The 19,532-nt window shown below is 67.4% G+C and carries 19 protein-coding genes; 1 reads left to right on the forward strand and 18 read right to left on the reverse strand.

What is annotated here, in order from left to right; genetic code table 11:
• Positions 1 to 45 precede the first annotated feature (45 nt).
• Positions 46 to 666 carry a nicotinate-nucleotide adenylyltransferase gene (gene nadD / locus JOF55_RS05635; RefSeq protein ID WP_310270580.1) on the reverse strand — a complete coding sequence of 207 codons (621 nt, stop codon included), beginning with the start codon at positions 664 to 666 and terminating at the stop codon, positions 46 to 48.
• A gap of 280 nt (positions 667 to 946) precedes the next feature.
• Positions 947 to 2,275: a glutamate-5-semialdehyde dehydrogenase gene (locus tag JOF55_RS05640; protein WP_310270582.1), complete on the reverse strand. Its 1,329-nt coding sequence runs from the start codon at positions 2,273 to 2,275 to the stop codon at positions 947 to 949.
• A gap of 121 nt (positions 2,276 to 2,396) precedes the next feature.
• Here JOF55_RS05640 and JOF55_RS05645 point away from each other — a divergent pair, with 121 nt between their 5' ends.
• Complete coding sequence (locus JOF55_RS05645) at positions 2,397 to 4,517, forward strand: RecQ family ATP-dependent DNA helicase (protein WP_310270586.1); 2,121 nt, start codon at positions 2,397 to 2,399, stop codon at positions 4,515 to 4,517.
• An 8-nt stretch (positions 4,518 to 4,525) separates the two neighbouring features.
• On the opposite strand, the gene JOF55_RS24400 is transcribed toward JOF55_RS05645, so the two are convergent.
• The 16 genes from JOF55_RS24400 to JOF55_RS05720 all read right to left on the reverse strand — a co-directional run bounded on the left by JOF55_RS24400 (position 4,526) and on the right by JOF55_RS05720 (position 19,373).
• Entirely contained in the window at positions 4,526 to 4,891 is a 366-nt protein-coding gene (locus JOF55_RS24400; protein ID WP_374727234.1) for a type II toxin-antitoxin system PemK/MazF family toxin, read from the reverse strand.
• On the reverse strand, positions 4,855 to 5,097 hold the full coding sequence (locus tag JOF55_RS05650) for a ribbon-helix-helix domain-containing protein (RefSeq protein ID WP_310270589.1): 243 nt from the start codon (positions 5,095 to 5,097) through the stop codon (positions 4,855 to 4,857). Before JOF55_RS05650 ends, JOF55_RS24400 begins: the two co-directional genes overlap by 37 nt.
• Before the next feature lie 64 nt (positions 5,098 to 5,161).
• Positions 5,162 to 6,295, reverse strand: a complete 1,134-nt coding sequence (gene proB / locus JOF55_RS05655) for a glutamate 5-kinase (protein WP_310270592.1) — start codon at positions 6,293 to 6,295, stop codon at positions 5,162 to 5,164.
• Positions 6,292 to 7,881: a GTPase ObgE gene (gene obgE, locus JOF55_RS05660; RefSeq protein WP_310270595.1), complete on the reverse strand. Its 1,590-nt coding sequence runs from the start codon at positions 7,879 to 7,881 to the stop codon at positions 6,292 to 6,294. The genes proB and obgE overlap by 4 nt, the downstream gene beginning before the upstream one ends.
• A 102-nt stretch (positions 7,882 to 7,983) precedes the next feature.
• Entirely contained in the window at positions 7,984 to 8,241 is a 258-nt protein-coding gene (rpmA, locus tag JOF55_RS05665; RefSeq protein WP_310270598.1) for a 50S ribosomal protein L27, read from the reverse strand.
• A gap of 14 nt (positions 8,242 to 8,255) precedes the next feature.
• Positions 8,256 to 8,564, reverse strand: a complete 309-nt coding sequence (gene rplU / locus JOF55_RS05670; protein WP_310270601.1) for a 50S ribosomal protein L21 — start codon at positions 8,562 to 8,564, stop codon at positions 8,256 to 8,258.
• 269 nt (positions 8,565 to 8,833) lie between these two features.
• Positions 8,834 to 9,805 carry a hypothetical protein gene (locus JOF55_RS05675; RefSeq protein WP_310270604.1) on the reverse strand — a complete coding sequence of 324 codons (972 nt, stop codon included), beginning with the start codon at positions 9,803 to 9,805 and terminating at the stop codon, positions 8,834 to 8,836.
• Positions 9,802 to 10,299, reverse strand: a complete 498-nt coding sequence (locus JOF55_RS05680; protein ID WP_310270608.1) for a DUF6114 domain-containing protein — start codon at positions 10,297 to 10,299, stop codon at positions 9,802 to 9,804. The genes JOF55_RS05675 and JOF55_RS05680 overlap by 4 nt, the downstream gene beginning before the upstream one ends.
• Before the next feature lie 11 nt (positions 10,300 to 10,310).
• Entirely contained in the window at positions 10,311 to 10,943 is a 633-nt protein-coding gene (locus JOF55_RS05685) for a DUF6230 family protein (RefSeq protein WP_310270610.1), read from the reverse strand.
• 283 nt (positions 10,944 to 11,226) lie between these two features.
• The gene (locus JOF55_RS05690; RefSeq protein WP_310270616.1) at positions 11,227 to 14,427 is read right to left on the reverse strand and encodes a translation initiation factor IF-2 N-terminal domain-containing protein; all 3,201 of its coding nucleotides are present in this window, start codon (positions 14,425 to 14,427) and stop codon (positions 11,227 to 11,229) included.
• 167 nt (positions 14,428 to 14,594) lie between these two features.
• A complete protein-coding gene (locus tag JOF55_RS05695; protein ID WP_374727403.1) occupies positions 14,595 to 15,416 on the reverse strand; it encodes a TIGR03936 family radical SAM-associated protein in 822 nt (273 codons plus the stop codon).
• A gap of 180 nt (positions 15,417 to 15,596) precedes the next feature.
• A complete protein-coding gene (locus JOF55_RS05700) occupies positions 15,597 to 17,516 on the reverse strand; it encodes a TIGR03960 family B12-binding radical SAM protein (protein WP_310270622.1) in 1,920 nt (639 codons plus the stop codon).
• Between the two features lie 104 nt (positions 17,517 to 17,620).
• The gene (locus JOF55_RS05705; protein ID WP_310270626.1) at positions 17,621 to 18,157 is read right to left on the reverse strand and encodes a GNAT family N-acetyltransferase; all 537 of its coding nucleotides are present in this window, start codon (positions 18,155 to 18,157) and stop codon (positions 17,621 to 17,623) included.
• Positions 18,154 to 18,570: a nucleoside-diphosphate kinase gene (ndk, locus tag JOF55_RS05710; RefSeq protein WP_310270629.1), complete on the reverse strand. Its 417-nt coding sequence runs from the start codon at positions 18,568 to 18,570 to the stop codon at positions 18,154 to 18,156. Before ndk ends, JOF55_RS05705 begins: the two co-directional genes overlap by 4 nt.
• 145 nt (positions 18,571 to 18,715) lie before the next feature.
• Positions 18,716 to 19,129: a type II toxin-antitoxin system VapC family toxin gene (locus JOF55_RS05715; protein ID WP_310270633.1), complete on the reverse strand. Its 414-nt coding sequence runs from the start codon at positions 19,127 to 19,129 to the stop codon at positions 18,716 to 18,718.
• 16 nt (positions 19,130 to 19,145) lie between these two features.
• Entirely contained in the window at positions 19,146 to 19,373 is a 228-nt protein-coding gene (locus JOF55_RS05720; RefSeq protein WP_310270636.1) for an AbrB/MazE/SpoVT family DNA-binding domain-containing protein, read from the reverse strand.
• Positions 19,374 to 19,532 lie beyond the last annotated feature (159 nt).

The following is a 19,532-nucleotide window of genomic DNA, read 5'->3' on the forward strand; positions in this document are numbered from 1 at the left end:
GGGGCACGACTCGCGGTATCCACCGTGGTGACCGGCATGGTCGTTTCACCGGGCAACGGGGCCCCACTCCGAGGGAGTCTCCCGGTACAGGCCCCGCTTGGTGATGTACTGCACGATCCCGTCGGGAACGAGGTACCAGACCGGCAGCCCCGCTGCGACCCGTTCACGGCACCCGGTGGAGGAGATCGACATCGCCGGAATCTCCACCAGAGACACCGATCCCTGCGGCAGGTGCCTGTCGTCGAGTGAGTAGCCGGGTCGTGTGACCCCGATGAAATGGACGTGACCGAACAACTCGTCCACCCGGTGCCAGGACAGGATCTGCTCCAGGGCATCGGCTCCGGTGATGAAGTACAGATCGGCATCCGGATATTCGGCGTGCAGGTCACCGAGGGTATCAACGGTGTAGGTAGGGCCACTGCGGTTCACATCGACCCGACTGACCGAAAACCGCGGATTCGATGCGGTGGCCACGACCGTCATCAGATAACGGTCCTCCGCGGGACTGACGTATTCGTGCCCCTTCTGCCATGGCCGGCCGGTCGGCACGAAGATGACCTGCTCCATGCCGAACTGGGCCTGCACCTCACTGGCGGCCACGAGGTGGCCGTGATGGATCGGGTCGAAGGTGCCACCCATGACACCGATACGGCGTCGACGAGACATGGTTGACCAGCCTAACCGCCCTCCTCGACCGTGGGCCCGGGGCCACCGCTCCCCCGATGGCCACGGACCCACGGCCCTGCGCAACCTTCGGCGGGCTGGGGTCCACCTCGGGTCGCGGGCGCTGCCGCTACGGGCGCGCACCCGGTGTGACGACGAGGCGCTGCCACCATGACGCGACAACCGCACATTCATTTCCCGAGGGATTCACGTCACCTCGAGGAGTGCGACGGGCGCACGGGAATGCAGTGCCGTACACACCGCATCATCGATCACCGACGCATCATCCGGCCGGACGCACGTGCCCGTCGCCGAAGGCCAACCACTTGGTGGAAGTCAGTTCGGGCAACCCCATGGGACCTCGGGCATGCAATTTCTGGGTGGAGATGCCGATCTCGGCGCCCATCCCGAACTGCGCACCGTCGGTAAAGGCGGTCGATGCGTTGACCATGACCGCAGCGGCGTCCACACGCGCACTGAACTGGCGTGCCGAACGCAGGTCGGCGGTCACGATCGCCTCGGTGTGCCCCGTCCCGTGCTCGGCGATGTGCGCGACGGCCTCCGGCAACGAATCCACCACCGCAGCCGCGATGTCCAGGGAACCATACTCGGTTTCCCAGTCCTCATCGGTGGCAGCGACGACATTCGAGGCACCGGCACCCTCGACGTCGAGGACCCGCTTGTCGCCGTGCACCGTCACGCCCGCCGAACGGAGTGCGGCAATCGCCTTCGGCAGGAACTCCTCGGCAATATCGCGGTGCACCAGCAGGGTCTCGGCGGCATTGCACACGCTCACGCGGCGCGCCTTGGAGTTGAGCAGGATGCGCACTGCGGTGTCGAGATCGGCGTGCGCATCGACGTAGACGTGGCAATTGCCTGCGCCGGTCTCGATGGCGGGCACGGTGGCCTGTTCCACCACGGCGGAGATCAGGCCCGCGCCACCACGCGGAATGACGACGTCGACCAGGCCACGAGCGGTGATGAGGTGCTGCACGGAGGCGCGATCGTGACACGGCACGAGTTGCACGGCCTCGGCGGGGAGGGCATGGGCGCGCAGCACGTCGGCCAGGATCGACACCAGGGCGGCATTGGACCGTTCCGCCGAGGAAGACCCGCGCAACAACACCGCGTTGCCGGATTTCAGCGCCAGGCCCGCGGCATCGACGGTCACGTTCGGTCGCCCCTCGTAAACCATGCCGACGACTCCCAGCGGAACTCGCACCTGCTGCAGCTGGAGCCCGTTGGGCAGCACACTGCCGCGCACCACCTCACCGATCGGATCGGGCAGTGCCGCTACCGTGCGCAGTCCCTCGGCCATGCTCGCGACACGGTCGGTGGTGAGTGTCAGTCGGTCGACCGTGCTGCCCGGCAGCCCGGCTTCCCGGGCGGTTTCGAGGTCCCGACCATTGGCCTCGAGGATCTCGGCATCGCGCTCCAGCAGCGCATCGGCCATCGCATGCAGCACGGCATCCTTGGCGTCCCGGTTGGCCAGGGCCAGGTCGCCTGCGGCGCGCTGGCCACGTCGGGCTGCGTCGTGTACCTGCGCACGCAGCTCCTCGCCCTGTGCCGGTGCGGTGTCGGTCGTACTCGGGGACTCGGTAGTCGTGGTCACCCATCCAGATTAGCGCTCACGGGCAACCGAGTTGCGTAGAGAAATTTCGCGAGAAATTGACCGGCCCTGCGGGCACCGGCCGGTGTCGAGGGCTCCGCGGCGGTCCGGTAGGAATCACGGCGTGGACGAACATGCGCTACGCGAGCTCGCCGAGCAGCAGCTGCACGCCCTGGCAGGCCCCGAAGCCACGCTGCGACAAGACCAGTGGAACGCCATCCGCGCCCTGGTCCTCGAACGCAGGCGAGCCCTCGTCGTCCAACGCACGGGCTGGGGCAAGTCGGCCGTGTACTTCGTGGCGACAGCGCTGCTGCGGGAACTCGGCGAAGGCCCGACCGTGATCATCTCGCCGCTGCTGGCCCTGATGCGCAACCAGGTGGAGGCCGCAGCCTCGGCAGGCGTGCATGCGGCGACGATCAACTCGTCGAACCCCGAGGAATGGGCGAACATCGAGGAGCAGGTCGCCATCGGCGAGGTCGACGTGCTGCTGGTCAGCCCGGAGCGGCTCAACAATCCGGACTTCCGCGACACCATCCTGCCGGAACTGACCCACACCGCCGGCCTGCTGGTCGTCGACGAGGCTCACTGCATCTCGGACTGGGGACACGACTTCCGCCCCGACTACCGGAGACTGCGTACTCTGCTCACCGAACTCCCCGAGGGCGTGCCGGTCCTGGCCACGACGGCCACCGCCAACGATCGCGTCGTCCGGGACGTGTCCGAACAGTTGGGCGTCGGGGACGAATCCGGCACTGCGCACGAAGCCCTGGTGCTGCGCGGCAGCCTCGACCGGGAGAGCCTGCGGCTCGGGGTGGTCACCCTGCCGACCACACAAGCACGCATGGGATGGCTGGCCGAGCATCTCGCCGACCTGCCCGGATCGGGGATCATCTACACCCTGACCGTGGCTGCCACCGACGAGATCACCGGCTTCCTGCGCGACCAGGGCTATGAGGTGGCTGCCTACTCCGGCCGCACCGAGCCGGCGGAACGGGCGCAGGCAGAGGAGGCTCTGCTCGCCAACCGGGTCAAGGCACTGGTCGCGACCTCGGCGCTGGGAATGGGTTTCGACAAGCCCGACCTCGGTTTCGTGGTGCACCTGGGCGCGCCCTCCTCACCGATCGCCTACTACCAGCAGATCGGGCGTGCGGGCCGTGGAGTCCGGCACGCGGAGGCGCTGCTGCTCCCCGCCCCGGAAGACCGGGACATCTGGAGCTATTTCGCGTCGCTGGCGTTCCCGGGTGAACCCACGGTCCGCGCGGTACTGGAGGCACTCACCGAGGCCGACGGCCCGTTGTCGACCGCGGCTCTGGAGCCACGGGTGGACCTGACGCGCACCCGATTGGAGATGGTGCTCAAGGTCCTCGACGTCGACGGGGCGGTCCAGCGGGTGAAGGGCGGTTGGGAGTCGACCGGGCAACCGTGGACCTACGACACCGAACGCTACGAGCGTGTCGCCGCCCAGCGTCGTGCCGAACAGCAGGCGATGCTCGACTATCTCGACACCACCGGCTGTCGCATGGAGTTCCTGCGCAACCAACTGGACGATCCGCACGCCGAGCCGTGCGGCCGGTGTGACACCTGCACCGGATCCGGATATTCGGCACAGGTGGGGCAGCAGGCAGCACAGCAGGCCGAGGACCGCCTTCGCCGTCCCGGTGTGGAGCTCTCGCCGCGCAAGATGTGGCCGAGCGGGATGGCGGCGCTGGGCGTTTCCCTGTCGGGCAGGATCCCGGCGACCGAACAGACCGAGCAGGGCCGGGCGGTGGGCCGCCTGACCGACATCGGTTGGGGAAACCGGCTCCGCGAACTGCTCAGCGCCTCGGCCTCCGACCAGGAGCTGCCGGAGGACCTGTTCCAGGCGTGCGTGCAGGTGCTGGCCGGATGGGAATGGGAGCAGCGGCCGGTCGGTGTGCTGGCCCTCGGCTCACACACGCGCCCGACGCTGGTGCACAGTCTGGCCGCGCGGATCGCCTCGGTCGGCCGGTTGCCACTGCTGGGTGAGATCACGCCGGAGCCGACCGCCACCTCGCCGAGGCGGGGAACCAACAGTGCGCAACGGGTGGCCACCCTGTGGCAGCGGTTCCGGGTGCCGGAGCAACCGGACCTGTCCGCCCTGGACGGGCCGGTGCTGTTGCTGGACGACTACGCCGACACGGGGTGGACGATCACCGTCGCCGGTCGCCTGCTGCGACAGGCGGGAGCCCCCGCCGTGCTGCCCTGCACGCTCGCCACCACGGGGTGAGCGTGCCGCTACGCACCGAGAAACCGACGAATGACCGCACGTACCGCAGTGACAGTACTCTCGTCACAAATACCGGACGCCTCACGGAGGCGAGCCGTGGACACTGCACGCACCTGCTCACAGAGCGCCCAAGTGGGTGCTTTCAAGCCGGTATCCGTGCCCCCCACGGCAATGTGGTGTGGCAAGCCACGATCCCGCGTCGTCAGTGGCACAGCAATAACCAGGTCAGGAATGTACTCGGCGTATTCTGCGCTGGAGACGACCAATATCGGTCGCCAGCCTGCCTGCTCCCGACCAACTGTCGGATCCGGCTTGGCGAAAGTAATTGTACCGGGCCTCACCGCAGGTTGTCCGTCAACGGAGCCTGCACCCACTCATCTCTCTCACTGACGTAGTCCGACCAGGCGTCAGCGTCCTGTTGCAGACGCTGATAACCCGCACCCACCGCAGACCAAAACTCACGCCGTTCCAAAGCATCCAACGCTTCAGCCACAATTTCCGCTTGGGTCACATGTCTCTCATGAGCCCGACTCGCAATACGGTCCCGCAACTCGTCCGGAATCTTGATCGTAGTCGTCATGACTTCAGAATACCTGATTGGTATACGACTTGGCATACCGTAATATCCAATGGACTCCAGCTGATCAACGCATGGCGACGAGGTCGTCGGCATGCACGACCTCGCGCCGCTGCTCGGGGGGCAGTTCATGGCTCGACCGGCCGATCAACTCGGGCAGCTCGCCTGCGTCGTAGGCGACCACTCCCCTGGCCACCACCGTCCCGGAAGGCCCGGCCAGCTCCACCACGTCGCCACCCTCGAAGGCACCTTCGACCCCGGTGACCCCCGCGGCCAGCAGCGAGCGCCTGCGCTTGACCACCGCCGCGACCGCACCCTCGTCCAGGTGCAGCCGTCCCCGCGCGCCTGCGGCATGCGCGAGCCAGAAACGCCGGGCCGACAGATGGGCTCCGGTGGCCGCGAATGCCGTACCGACATCGGCAGGACCGAGCGCACGAACCGCCTGCGCGGCCGAGGTCAGCAGTACCGGAATCCCCGCCGAGCACGCCACCCGCGCCGCTTCGACCTTCGAGGCCATTCCCCCGGTCCCGAGCCCGGAAGTGCCGCTACTCGCGACGGAAACACCCGCCATGTCCGAGGGGCTCGTGACCTCCGAGACGACGGCGGAACCCTCCTGCCGGGGGTCACCGTCGTACAAGGCATCCACGTCGGACAACAGCACCATCGCCTCGGCCCCCACCAGGTGCGACACCAGCGCGGCCAACCGGTCGTTGTCACCGAACCGGATTTCGGCGGTGGCCACCGTGTCGTTCTCGTTGACCACCGGAATCGCGCCGAGGGCCAGCAGCCGGTTCAGGGTGCGCCGAGCATTGCGATAGTGACTCCGCCGAACCACGTCGTTCGCCGTCAGCAGGACCTGCCCCACGGTCAGGTGATGGCGGACGAAGGAGTCCGCGTAGGCGTGGGCCAACGTCTGCTGCCCCACACTGGCGGCGGCCTGCTGGGTGGCGAGGTCCTTCGGTCGTCCACGTAGGCCCAGCGGCGCGATTCCGGCCGCGATCGCGCCCGACGACACCAGTACCACCTGGCTGCCGGATGCGACCTTCTTGGCGAGGATGCCGACCAGCGCGTCCAGTCGCTCGTGGTCGAGTCCGCCTTCGGCGGTGGTCAGCGACGACGACCCCACCTTCACCACGAGGCGTTGTGCGGCCGAGATCGCCTGCCTGGTCGGAGACTCCACTCCGACCGCGCCACCACTCACCGGCCGCTCTCCTCGTCCTCGCCGGTTTCCCCGGGCATGATTTCCCCGGCGTCGTCTTCCTCGAAATCGTCCTCCTCGACGTCATCTTCCTCGACGTCGTCTTCCGAGGAGCCCTCGAAGGCCCGCTCCGTGCCGGGCACGTCCAGGCCCGCTCCCGAACGCCGCGCCTTCATCGCCGCTCGGCGCTCGTCCTTCGTCACCCGCTCGCTGACGTCCAGCCGCGTGTCCGCTCCGCGAGCGCCCTGCACGATGGCCACCCCGGCAGGAGTGGTCGGTTCCCAGTCGAAAGTGACCCCGCCGATGGTCACCGGATTGCCCGGCTGAGCGCCCTGCTTGGCGAGTTCCTCCTCGACACCGAGCCGTGCCAGGCGGTCGGCGAGGTAACCGACGGCCTCGTCATTGTCGAAACTGGTTTGGCGCACCCACCGTTCGGGGCGCTCGCCACGCACGAGGAAACCGTCCTCGACCTCCGGATCGGGTTCGACCGTGAAGCCGGAATCATCCAGCCCGGCAGGGCGCACGACGACCCGTGTGGGCTCCGGAGCGGGCAGCTCCGCACGGTAGCGCTCCACCTCGTCGGCAAGAGCGAAGCTCAACTCACGCAACCCCTCGTGGCTGGCCGTGGACACCTCGAAGACCCGCCAGCCACGTTCGGCGAGGTCGGGGCGAATCAACTCGGCCATCTCCTGCGCATCCGGAACGTCCATCTTGTTCAGGACCACGATCCGAGGTCGCTGCGCCAAGTTCGGAGCACCGTGTTCCTCGGTCAGCGCCGGGGTGTAGTCCGCAAGCTCGTTCTCCAGCGCCTCGATGTCGGACACCGGGTCACGGCCGGGTTCGAAGGTCGCGCAGTCCACCACGTGCACCAGGACCGCGCAGCGCTCGATATGCCGCAGGAAGTCGAGGCCGAGGCCACGTCCGCCACTGGCGCCGGGAATGAGTCCGGGGACATCGGCGACCGTGAAGACCGTCTCGCCCGCGGAGACCACGCCCAGGTTCGGCGCCAGCGTGGTGAACGGGTAGTCGGCGATCTTGGGTTTCGCCGCCGACAGGACGGAGATCAACGAGGACTTTCCGGCCGAGGGGAACCCGATCAGGCCGACATCGGCGACCGACTTCAGCTCCAGTACCAGATCGCCCTGGTCACCCGGCTCGCCCAACAAGGCGAACCCGGGGGCCCTCCTGGCCTTCGACGACAGTGCCGCGTTCCCCAAACCGCCACGGCCGCCACGAGCGGCGACGAACGTCGTGCCCGGACCGACCAGGTCGGCGACCACCTCGCCGTCCGGATTCAGCACCACCGTGCCGTCCGGTACGGACAGGACCAGATCCTGTCCGGCAGCACCGTTACGCATGCTGCCGCGCCCCTGGGTGCCCCGGGTGGCACGCGCGTGCGGCCGGTGGTGGAAGTCCAGCAGGGTGTGCACTCCCGGGTCGACCACGAGAGTGACATCACCGCCCTTGCCACCGTTGCCACCGTCCGGTCCGCCCAGTGGCTTGAACTTCTCCCGATGGACCGAGGCACAACCGTTGCCTCCGTCGCCTGCCGCGACGTGAATGGTCACGCGGTCAACGAAGCGCGACACGGGATACCTCCTGGACGAAAACCGGTGGAAAGAAAAACGAGGGGCGGAACCGGTGGGAACCGGACCCGCCCCTCGTCTTCGAAGGTCGTACCGAGAGCCGGGTCAGGCCTCGGCCGGCACGACGTTGACAGTCTTGCGGCCACGCTTGCGGCCGAATGCGACCTCGCCCGCGGCAAGCGCGAACAGCGTGTCATCGGTGCCGCGTCCCACGTTACCCCCGGGGTGGAACTTCGTACCGCGCTGCCGAACCAGAATTTCGCCTGCGTTGACGACCTGGCCGCCGAAGCGCTTCACACCCAGGAACTTGGGATTCGAATCGCGGCCGTTCCGAGAGTTGGACGCGCCCTTCTTGGTTGACATAGCTCCTCAGTTCCTCACTTCGCGATGCCGGTGACCTCGACGCGGGTCAGCTTCTGCCGGTGCCCCTGGCGCTTCTGGTAGCCGGTCTTGTTCTTGAACTTGTGGATGCGGATCTTGGGACCCTTGGTCTGCTCGACCAGCTTGCCGGTCACCGAAATCTTGCCCAGCGCATCGGCGTCGGCGGTGACATCGGAGCCATCGACGACCATTAGCGCCGGGAAAGTGACCTCGGAGCCCAGCTCGCCCTCGAGCTTCTCGACCTCGACGACGTCCCCGACAGCCACCTTGTATTGTTTGCCGCCGGTCTTGACGATCGCGTACATGAGTCGGAAGTCTCCTGCTGCTCGGTTTCGCTAGTTCACCATCTGCGACGGACGCCCTCCCCGCGACAGGCCGGGGATTCCTCGTACGCCGCTCGCACAGCGTCTCGGTGGGTTCCTGCCTCAGGCGACGACAGCCGACCTTACCGGGCGGACCCCGCCTCAACAGGCGTTTAGCCTCTCCGCCCGTCCGGCGGCGAGAAGTTCTTCACCATCATACAGCCGACCGGGACGCACCCGGTCACGAGGGGGGATCCGGTCGCGGTGACCGGCTACTCCAGGCTGATGTGCGCATCCGGGATGAACAGTCTTCCGCCGCTGAGTTCGACATTGTGCACGACGGCATCGGTGAAGGTCAGCGTCGGCAGTCGCAGGAAGCTCAGGTCGAGATTCGGGGCCGCCAACGAATCGGGGGACAGAGTGACCGGTACGAGCGGGTAGTCCGCCACGTCCAGCGTCCCGGTGAGTCGACGCGTGTAGAGGTGTACCGGCCCGTCGGTGACCGTCGAGACCCGCCCCGGGGCACTCGCCGTGCGCATGATCGTGCCATTGCCCAGCGCACCGCGTTGCACCAGATCGGTGATCTCCAGACGTTGTGCGGTGAAATGCAGCGTCTTGACCTGTCTGCCGTCGACTTCCCGCATCGAGTGGCCGTGGTATCGGGAACCGATCAGTGTCAGCTTGCTCGCGGTCAATGTCCACTGCCTGCCCGGACCCGGTTTCGTTTCGGCGTCACCGGGCGTTCCGGGCGAGGCGGTCGGTAACGCCGCCCCCGTTTCCGTGGCCTCCGGCTGTGCGGACGGCGACGGCTCGGGTGCGGAGGTCTTCGGCCGGCCCGGCGGCGGAACCGATGGGCTCGGAGACGACGGCCGCACCGAGGGCGACGGGGTCGTGGACGGAACGGGCACGGACGGTGTTGTCGTGCCGGGAACCGTCGTGTCCGGTGCCGTTATCGGGTCCGTCCCCTCGGGGGGAGGCGAGGACGGCAGTGGGGAGTCCCGCGGTTTTCCGGGACCGTCATCCGAGGGGAGCAGGAGATCCACCAGCCCCGACACCAGGCCATCGGAATCCTCTTCCGCCGCCCGGGTCTGCGCGCTCGCGGGGGCGGCGACCGCGAGGAGGCCGATGACCATGGTGAGGCTGACGCACAGCGACAGCACCGGCCACGGGCGATACCGCCGAGAGGCACGCTCGGAGCGTTCGGACGGCTGCGGACTCGGCTGCTGCGGACTCGACGGACTCACTCCCACCCTCCACGGACACTTCCGGCCTGGTGGGCGGGCATCCGCCCGGTCCGCGTACCCGCTTGTGCGTGCCCGACCGTCCGCCGCGGCGACCGCGGTTGTTCCGGGGCGGGCGACCAGGCAAGCCCGAGCGCGGCACCGATGATGCCGAGCAGGGTGCCGAGGAACATGGACCCCAGATTGACGGTCACGATCGCCACCACGGCAAGCAGCAACGTCACGATTCCGGAAGCCAACCGAAACCGGGGCCGGGTCCAGAACGATACGGCACATATGATCATGACCGTGCCGATGACCAGTGCCGAAAGCCCACCGAGCGTCTTCAGCGTGATCACCACGGCACCGAACTCCAGCGACGCATACGGCGGATACAGCAGCAACAGAGCCGACAGCAGGGTGAAGACTCCCGCCCAGAACGGCCGGGTTCGCCGCCAGCGGCGGAATGACCTCCACGCGGTTCGCACCCGCTTTCGCCCGGCATGACCGCTCGCCATCGATTCTCCTGTCAGAAGCACTCGTCGTGACCCGCGGTGGCGGTGATCCGCACGTCGTCGAGCCGCAGTGTCGATGCCGTCGTGGACCATGCAACCTGGCGCAGGTCCGCGATGTGCGCGCTGTCGGCCTGAATACCGAAGGTTCCGGGCTCGCCCCGCAGCCCGGCCGGCCCCTCGTCGAACGTCGCGGCATCCCGGCCGATCTCGACATCGTTCAGCGTGAGATCCCCGGTGACCTCCTGCACGCCGATCACCAGATTCTCCGCCCGCATGCCTCCGGGAGCCGAAATGCGGATCGTCATGTCGCCGATCCCCGGGATGCCGGGCACGACGATCGATTGGCAGAAGTTGCTCAGTCGCGCATCGCGAAAGCCGTTGACCAGTACCGGATGCGGCTTTCCCGATCCCCGGTCCACCGAGCCGTACTGGACGACACCCTCGGCGCGGAGATCATCCGCCGACGCCTTGTACCGGGTGCCGGAGACCGCGAAGGATGCCGCGATCGCACCCTGCGACATGCCCGTGAGCATGAGTCCGGCACCGAAGACACCCACCACGAGCACCAGCGCGAACACCCGCCATCGAGTTCGACCCGTTGTCGAGCCGTCGAGCTCCTGTCTGCGGGAGAGTCTGTGCGATGCCATCGTGTTTACCCCTGGACTCTTCGAGATCGACGGAGTGGACAAGCCGCCCTGCCTCCCCCATGGACAGCATTCGACACTCGGAGTGACCTACATTACGACTACCGGCGAGTAACTGTAGGGCAAAGCCAGCGAAAACGCTGTGACCGGGGCCACTGACACGAATTTGATTCGCGCTTCTGGTCACCATCCGTACAAGCGCAGCCGTGCGCCCTCGGTGGTCTGTCCACCGAAGGCGCACGGCTGCCGTGACTTCAGGCCTGCGCTACCTCGGCCCTGCCTGGCCTCACTCCACGGGCGGACCGGCGGGTCGGCCCGCCACACGACGGCGAGACTTGCGAGCGGCCGCGGCCGGGGCCGGAGCCGGCTGCGAACTCGGCTGACCGGTCGACTCATCCGGGGCGGAACTCGATGTTTCCCGCGGCGAAGTCGGCGTCACCACCACCGACGCCGGTGCGGCACCCGAACTACCCGCGGGACGACTGACCTTGCGTCGCTTCGTACGAACCTCGCCCGCTTCCCGAGATTCCGCGCCCACTCCGTTCCGTTGCGATTCCGGCGCAGGGGCCTCCTGCACGGCCACGCCTGCCTTGCCGGTATCCCGGTCGGTCTGTTTGCGGGCAGGCTGCTCGCGGTCGACGCGGCGGGGGCCGGACTCCTGCTGAGGGGCACGAGCGCGTTCCTCGGCCGACTCATCCGCCGAAGCAGCCGGTTCCTTCTCGCTCCGGACAGGCCCCGGCTTCGCGGACCCAGACTTCGCGGACCCGGACTTCGCAGGCTCCGGCTTCGCAGGCTCCGGCTTCGCAGGCTCGGACTTCGCAGCTTGAGGGGTCTTGGCCTGTTCGCCTCGGCCACCGGAATCCGCCGGTGTTTCCTGCTGTTGCGAGCCCTTACCACGCTGACGATTCCGCCGCGATCCACCGTTTCCGGAGTGATTGCCGTGGTGGACATGGTCGACGGGCTCCGTCGACACCAGCAGACCCCGTCCCCGGCAGTGCTCACAGGTGCTGCTGTAGGCCTCCAGCAGGCCGGTCCCGACCCGCTTGCGGGTCATCTGGACCAATCCCAACGACGTCACCTCGGCAACCTGGTGCCGGGTGCGGTCTCTGCCCAGGCATTCGGTCACTCGCCGCAGCACCAGGTCCCGGTTCGATTCCAGCACCATGTCGATGAAGTCGATCACGATGATGCCGCCGATATCGCGCAACCTCAACTGCCGCACGATCTCCTCGGCCGCCTCCAGGTTGTTCTTGGTGACGGTCTCCTCGAGATTGCCTCCGGAACCGGTGAACTTGCCGGTGTTGACGTCGATCACCGTCATCGCCTCGGTGCGGTCGATCACCAGGTGGCCCCCGGAGGGCAACCAGACCTTGCGGTCGAGTGCCTTGGTGATCTGCTCGTCGATCCGTTGCTCGGTGAACACGTCGGTGGAGCCGACGTGCTTGGTCAGCCGGGAGACGAGGTCCGGGGCAACATGCTGCACATAGGCCTCGATCGTGTCCCAGGCATTGTTGCCCTGCACCGTCAGCGACGAGAAGTCCTCGGTGAACAGGTCCCGGACGACCTTGATCAGGAGGTCCGGCTCCTCGTACAGCAATTGCGGCGACTGCGCCTTCGGCGTGTCGGCCTTGTCCTTGACGATGTCCCACTGTGCCTGCAGGCGGCGCACGTCATGCTCCAGGGCTTCCTCGCTGATGCCCTCGGAGGCCGTGCGGATGATCACGCCCGCGTTTTCCGGAACGATCCGCTTCAGGAGCTCCTTGAGCCGCTTGCGCTCATTGTCCGGTAGCTTGCGGCTGATTCCCGTGGCTCCGCCACCGGGCACGTAAACCAGGAACCGGCCCGGGAGGCTGATCTGCGTGGTCAGCCGAGCACCCTTGTGCCCCATCGGATCCTTGGTGACCTGGACGAGCACACTGTCACCCGTCGACAGTGCCTGCTCGATCCGCCGGGCCTTGCCCGCCAGCCCTGCGGCGTCCCAGTCCACCTCACCGGCATAGAGCACCGCGTTGCGGCCACGGCCGATGTCGACGAACGCCGCCTCCATGCTCGGCAGCACGTTCTGCACGCGCCCCAGGTAGACATTGCCGACCAGCGATCCGTTGTCCGAGGAGGTCACGAAGTTCTCGACCAGAACACCGTCCTCGAGCACCGCGACCTGGGTCTGATCACCGTGCTCACGCACGACCATCCTGCGTTCCACCGACTCGCGCCTGGCGAGAAACTCCGACTCCGACAGCACCGGAGCGCGGCGGCGACCGGCATCGCGGCCGTCCCGGCGACGCTGACGCTTGGCTTCCAGACGAGTCGATCCCTTGATCGCGCGGACCTCGTCGTCGCTGCTGTCCTGGCGCCCGCTGTCGGTCGAGGTCTCGCGCACGTGCACGACCGTGTTCGGCGGATCGTCCGCACGGGTGTTGCTGTCGCCTTCACCCGAGCCCTTGCGCCGACGGCGCCGCCTGCGCCGATTCGACACGCCCTCACCGGACTCGTCCTGGAGTTCGCTGCCTGCAGGCTGCTCGGGCGTGGCTTCCTCGGCGACCGCGACGGCTCCGGTCGCCACGGGCTTGTCCTTCTTACCCGCCGAGTCCGCCTTGCCCGACGAGTCGCCCTTGCCCGAGGCGTCGGCGCCCTTGCTCTTCTTGTCCTTCTTGCCCGACCGGCCGCTCTTGCCGTCCTTCTCGCTCTTGCCGTCCTTCTCGCTCTTGCCGGTTTGGTCGGTCTTGCCGGTTTGGTCGGTCTTGCTCGCACCGTCCTCTTCCGGCCTCTGCTCGGTGACAGTCTCACCGGATTCGGCCTGCTCGCCATCACCGCCGCGGCCTCGGCCACGTCCCCGACGACCGCGGCGGCGGCGACGGCGGCTCGAGTGCTCCTCGTCCTCGTCGGTGTCCGCGGTCTCTCCGGTCTCTCCGGTGGTTTCCTCCGCTTCCTCGGCCGGTGCCGCAGCGGGAGCAACCGAGGTCTCCGCCGGCTCCGGCGGCACGGGGAGAGCCGTCTGCGGCTCGGGGGCCAGGAACATGGCCTGGGGCGCGGCCCAGGCTGCGGCCGGTTTCGACGCGCTCGTCTCCGACTCATCTTCGTTGCCGAAGAGCAATCCGGTTTCGCCCGTCTCGCTCGCGCTCGCCTCGGTCGTGGCCGTCTCGGATTCCGTAGGCGCGGTCCCTGCCGAGGTCTCCGTGGTCTCGGCAGCCGGTCGCTCCTCGCGGGGTTCGTCGACCTGCTCCGGACGCAGGGCCCGCACGACCTTCAGCGCCACGTCGCGGCTGATGTTCGACTGCGCACTGCGCACCGGCTCGCCGAGCGAATTCAGGGTGGCGATGACCTCGCGGCTACTGCCCCCCAGAAGTTTGGCCAGAGCATGCACCCGCAGCTTGGCGGGCAACTCGAATGTCTCGCGCCCGGCGCCTTCGGTGCGAGTGTGCTCATCGGCTGCGGGTGTGGTCGATGGCCCACTGGCGTTCCCAGCGGGCGTGTCCATGTTCAACATCCAACTCCTCCACCCCCGGGCGCGTCCTCTCGGGGACGCGGCCGCACAGGGGTCCGTACGTTCTGTGGTCTCCGTCACCCGGGTGACGGCAATTCTTTGGTTCCCTCCGTCCCGGAGCAGTGTCCGGGCAATCTCGGCGGGTCCGACGGCGCCCGCGCCGATGCCCGTCACCCGGCTGCGGGTTCTCCCCGCCGAGCTCCGGCCGCTGCCCTGTCCTGAGCCAACGGGTCGGCGAGCCCCCCGGAATCGTCGAGCCGGCCTTGCTCCGTCCGGGTCGCTGTCGCGAACGCCGGTGGGGCCAGATCGGCGACGACGCGAAGAGCGCTCAGTACGTCGTCGGGTCGTACAACCGGTGTTGCCTGCCGCACGACCGCCACGAGTATCCCATATGGTTCCCGGTCTTTCGGCCAATCGTCCACACGAGCGTCGCAATGAGATTGTTGATTACTCACCGTGTCCACATTCGGACCGTACAACTCCGCCCGAGCAGAGGTGTGCTCGTGCGCCTCGACATGCACCACCGCAGCTCGTGCGTCGAAAGTGCGGCGCCCGTTCTTCGTCATCCGCTCGACCTCGGCGGTTTCCGCCGCCATCAGGCGAGCCACGGCCGCACGCAGATCGAGCACGCTCACTTCCGGCAGCTCGATCCGCCAGCGGCTGACCTCGAGACGATCGGACAACGTGCCCGAGTCCGCCTCCACCGCCTCCACGAGGTCGAATCCCGCCGGAAGAGCGGCGTCCAACCGCGCACGCACGAGCTCCGGGTCGACGCGTTCGACCAGCTGCACCTCGACATACTCGGCCTCGCTGGCCGCACCGGTGGGCACGGCTCCCGCCCACGAGATCTTCGGGTGGGGGCTGAAGCCCTGTGAATGGGCCACCGGTATGCCCGCCCGCCGCAGGGCGCGCTCGAAGGCACGAGCGAGGTCCCGATGCGAGGTGAACCGCAGGCGTCCGCGCTTGGCATACCGGATCCGCAGCTTGGACACCGCAGCCGTGGCGGACGAGTTCGGCTCGTGCCGACGGCTGCCCTGGCGGCCCGTTCGGCCACCCACCTGTCGGCTCACACCGCACTCCCGGTCTCATCGACGTATTTCCCGGTCGCCCGTATTCCCCGGGTCCGGCACTGGGCCTGTCCCATCACACAACGGTAGCGGGCCGACCCCGGGTCATGCCGGAGTGATGGGCAACAGCGTTCTCCCGGACGGACCGACCTCGATATCGGTCCCCATCGTCGGGCACACCCCACAGTCGAAACACGGCGTCCACCGGCAGTCATCCTGTTCGCGCGCGTCGAGTGCATCCTGCCAGTCCGTCCAGAGCCATTCCTTGTCCAGCCCCGAGTCGAGATGGTCCCACGGCAGCACTTCGTCCTCGGTGCGCTCGCGGGTGGTGAACCAGTCCAGGTCCACTCCCAGCGGCTCCAGCTCGGTTCGCGCGCACTCCACCCAACGCTCGAACGAGAAGTACTCGTTCCAGCCGTCGAAACGACCGCCTTCGCGCCATACCCGCTCGATCACGCGTCCGATCCGGCGGTCACCGCGCGAGAGCAGCCCTTCGATCAGTGACGGTTTGCCATCGTGGTAGCGCACACCGATGCTGCGGCCGAGCCGCCGATCGGCGTTGACCTCCTTGCGGAGCTTGCGAAGACGCTCGTCGACGGTGTCCGGAGCACACTGCGGCGCCCACTGGAACGGCGTGTGCGGCTTGGGCACGAACCCGCCGATGGAGACCGTGCACCGGATGTCGTTACGACCTGCGGCCTTGCGACCTGCGCGGATGACCTCCTTGGCCATGGCGGCGATCTGCAGCACGTCCTCATCGGTCTCGGTCGGCAGGCCGCACATGAAGTACAGCTTCACCTGACGCCAGCCGTTCGCGAACGCGGTCGAGACCGTGGCGATCAGGTCCTGCTCGGAGACCATCTTGTTGATGACGCGGCGGATGCGCTCGCTGCCACCTTCGGGAGCGAAGGTCAGCCCGGAGCGGCGCCCGTTCCGGGAGAGCTCGTTGGCCAGGTCGACGTTGAAGGCGTCCACCCTGGTCGAGGGGAGTGACAACCCCGTGTTGGTGCCCTCGTAGCGGTCGGCCAACCCCTTCGTGATGTCACCGATCTCCGAATGATCCGCCGAGCTCAGCGAGAGCAGGCCCACCTCCTCGAAGCCGGTGGCCTCCAGACCGGTCTGCACCATCTCGCCGATGCCCTCGATCGAGCGCTCCCGCACCGGACGGGTGATCATGCCCGCCTGGCAGAAACGGCAGCCACGCGTGCAGCCACGGAAAATCTCCACGCTCATCCGCTCGTGCACGGTTTCGGCGAGCGGAACCAGTGGCTGCTTCGGATACGGCCACTCGTCGAGATCGGTGGTGGTGCGCTTGAACAGCCGGTAAGGCGCCCGATCGCGGTTCGGAACGATCTCGTCGATGCCACCGTCGGGCCGGTAGCTCACGTCGTAGAACTTCGGAACGTAGACGCCGCTGTCGGCCAAGCGCAGCAGGAGCTCCTCGCGCCCGCCCGGCTGCTCCTCGGCCTTGAACCGCCGGATTACCTCGGTGATCTCCAGGACGGCTTCCTCGCCGTCACCGAGGACGACGGCATCGACGAAGTCGGCGACCGGTTCGGGATTGAACGCCGCGTGCCCCCCGGCCAGCACGACGGGATGCTCGTCGGTGCGCTCGGCGGCGTGCAGCGGAATCCCCGCGAGATCCAGCGCGCTGAGCAGGTTGGTGTAACCGAGCTCGGTGGCGAAGCTGACGCCCAGCACGTCGAAGGCACCCACCGGGCGATGGCGATCGACCGTGAATTGCGGGACACCGTGCTCGCGCATCAGCGCCTCGAGGTCGGGCCATACCGAGTAGGTGCGCTCGGCGAGCACGTCGGGCAGCTCGTTGAGGATCTCGTAGAGGATCATCACGCCCTGGTTGGGCAGGCCGACCTCATAGGCGTCCGGGTACATGAGGGCCCAGCGCACGCCGGCCTCGTCCCAGTCCTTGACGGTGGCGTTGAGCTCGCCACCCACGTACTGCACGGGCTTGGACACGCGGGGAAGCAGCGGTTCCAAGCGGTCGAAAACGGACTCCACAGGCACTGTTTCAGGGTAAACGGCGACCGCTCTGTCGGTGCGGGGGTCACAACGTTGATGGGTGGGGCGATTTTCGTGGAATTTCCACGAGAATCACCCCATCCGCTTGCTCACAGGTCGCGGGTGAACCAGATCTGGTCCCGGCTGTCGTCTTCGCCGACCCGCAACGCAGCGGGCCAACGTCCACGTTCGACCCAACCCTGCGCCGCGTAGAAGTCCTCCAGCCCTTGCCCCGAGCGCGTGCTCAGGGAGAGCTGTGTCAGTCCCAGCGCCTGGGCATGCACGGCAGCAGCGTCGAGCAGTTGCTTGCCCAGCCCCCGGTCCTGCAGGTCCGGATCGACCAGCAGCCACTCGACCTCACCACGATGCCGATTCACCGGCAGTTCACCGGGACGCAGCACCACGGCCCCGGCCAGGGCGCGTTCCTGACCGGCGGTCAGCACGTGCCTGCGCTTCGGACGTTGCGACAGGTCGTCGACGATCCCCTGGGCGACCGCCGTGATGGTCTCCAGTTCGGTGGTCGTGGTGAAACCCGTCGCTCCACCGGCCACCGTCACTCGTCCCAGCAGGTCGGCGAGCGCTTGCGGCATGTCCGGGTGGGGCTGATCCACCCGGTGCGGACCACTGATGAACTCGGGATCGCTCATGCCTTCAGGTCCGGGAACCACAGCTTGAGCTCACGCTCTGCGGACTCGGGCGAGTCCGAGCCGTGCACCAGGTTGTACTGGACCTCGAGAGCGTAGTCGCCGCGCACACTGCCGGGAGCGGCCTTGTCCACCGGGTCGGTACCACCGGCGATCTGGCGGAACGCCGAAATCGCACGAGGTCCTTCGACCACGGCTGCCACGACCGGTCCGGAGGTGATGAACTCCAGCAACGAACCGAAGAACGGCTTGCCATCGTGCTCGGCGTAGTGCTGCTCGGCGAGCTTCTGATCGACCTGCCGCAGGTCCATGGCGACCAGCTTCAGCCCCTTGCGCTCGATCCGGCCGATCACCTCACCGACCAGGCCGCGTTCGACCCCATCGGGTTTGATGAGGACCAGAGTGCGCTCACTCACGGGCGTGTCTCCTTCCGTGCCGGGGCGCACGATCCGTGCCGGTCCGCTGCGCCCGATTGACTTCCAGCGTATCGAGGCAGGCCGCACGGCCGCTTCGGGGGCAACTCCCGGAGGCGGGTCTTGCGGGAAGGCCCGGCGGCAAGGCTCAGTTCTCCGGGTTCTCCGGCGCGATGAGCTCCACCGTCGGAAAATAGGTCCGATACCTGCGCGCATCCCGGGTGAGCAAGCGCAGTTTGCTCACGGCCGCGTGCGCCCCGATGAAGAAGTCCGGCAGCGGCGCATGTTTGGTTCCCCCGCGTTTCCGGTAGTCCTGGAAGCACTTGCCCGCAAGGAACGCCGCCGACCACGGGAGGGGAACGCGGACGTACAGTTCCTCCGGCACCACCCTGTCGAGGCTGCCCATCTCCGCAAACCCGACGGATATCTCCGCGTACACGACCGGGTTGATCAGGACCGGCCCAAGCTCCGCAACGTCGGTCAGCATGCGCTTCGACCACGGTTCCCACTGCTCATCCTGCGTGATCAGGTCGAGGAAAACATTCGAATCGACCAACGTCATCGGCCGTCGTATCGACTCATTCGCCACGCGTCAACTCCATGATTTCATCCGTCGTCATCTCGGTATCTCCACTTCCCCTCAGCAGATCGACCATCCGCCGTCCCCTGCTCGGAGTGGACCTGCCTCGCTTCAGCACGACAGCGTCCCCCTCCTGGTGAAACTCGATCTCATCACCGGGCATGAGTCCGAGTTGTTCTCGCATCTCGATCGGGATGGTGACCTGGCCCTTCTCCGTCATTCGCATACTGGTAAGAGTACTACTGTTCCAACTCATACTTCAGAAAGATCACTCGAACGTGCAAGAAGCTTGTGGGTCTGGTGTGTGGGGATCGACCGCGATAGCTTCGCAGTGGTCGTACCGACCGGTCGGCTGGCCGAGCGCCGACCGAGCGCAGCCTCGCGA

Origin of the sequence: Haloactinomyces albus (genome assembly GCF_031458135.1) — a bacterium.
Classification (GTDB): domain Bacteria; phylum Actinomycetota; class Actinomycetes; order Mycobacteriales; family Pseudonocardiaceae; genus Haloactinomyces; species Haloactinomyces albus.